Source organism: Martinezella calliandrae (assembly GCF_030272695.1).
Classification (GTDB): domain Bacteria; phylum Pseudomonadota; class Alphaproteobacteria; order Rhizobiales; family Rhizobiaceae; genus Rhizobium; species Rhizobium calliandrae.
Genome location: NZ_JARFYN010000170.1, coordinates 1 through 924, shown reverse-complemented (window position 1 = coordinate 924; position 924 = coordinate 1). Strand labels below are relative to the sequence as shown.

At 61.7% G+C, this 924-nt stretch carries 1 protein-coding gene; it reads right to left on the bottom strand.

What is annotated here, in order from left to right; translation table 11 throughout:
- Nucleotides 1–21: 21 nt before the first annotated feature.
- Entirely contained in the window at nucleotides 22–783 is a 762-nt protein-coding gene (locus tag PY650_RS36540; RefSeq protein ID WP_285884966.1) for a group II intron maturase-specific domain-containing protein, read from the bottom strand.
- Nucleotides 784–924: the final 141 nt, after the last annotated feature.

The window sequence follows — 924 nt, the reverse complement described above, 5'->3', positions numbered from 1 at the left end:
GGGCGGTTCGAGAGATTGAGGTTAAGTGAGTCTGGGCATTCCGAGTTGGTCGGCCCATTTGATCGTGAGGACAGTGTTGAGGAGCTTTGCACTGTTGCGCCACCAGCGGCGGGAATTTACCGCCACTCGGCTCGCCACATCGAGGCTTGCTCCTCTAGCTGTCAGTTCCCGGAAGATCGTCCTGCTTGTTGTCCATTGCTTGAGCTGGATCGCCCTCAGGCGATGACGCATCCATTCGTCTAGCTCTCGCCAGACCCTAGGTGTTTGCGCCAGTCTGAAATAGGCTTTCCATCCACGCACGAAGACGTTCAGCCGTTCTGTCACGGATTTCAAGGACCGCCCTGTCACACGGGCTGTCCGCTCGCGGACGCGATCCTTGAATGCCTTGATGGCTTTGTCGGCCACCCGTCGCTTGACCACACCCCCTGGTGCCACCCAGAAGGCGTAGCCGAGGAATTTGCGGCCGAAGACGCTGGCAACGGCGCTCTTGGCCTCGTTCACCGTCAGGTGAAGCCGGCCATAGAGACGCCGCAGCAGAGCCATCGCCCGTTCACCCGCCCGCCGCGATCGCACATAGACGTTGCAGTCGTCGGCATAGCGGCAGAAGGCATGGCCCCGCCGTTCAAGCTCCTTGTCCACCTCGTCCAGCAGCAGGTTGGCCAGAAGCGGCGACAGCGGCCCGCCCTGCGGCGTACCCCTGTTCCGCTTGATGACCGTATCCCCATCGACGATGTCGGCGTTCAGATAGGCCCGGACCAGGCCGATGATGCCGGGATCGGGGATTTTCCGGCGCAGACGGTCGATCAGGATATCGTGGTCAACCCGGTCGAAGGAAACGTCGCCAGACTACCCATCACCGGGATCTACCGACGTCGATAGCTGTTACCCGCTCGGGACACGCCTTCGAAGGGCGTGTTCTGCCGG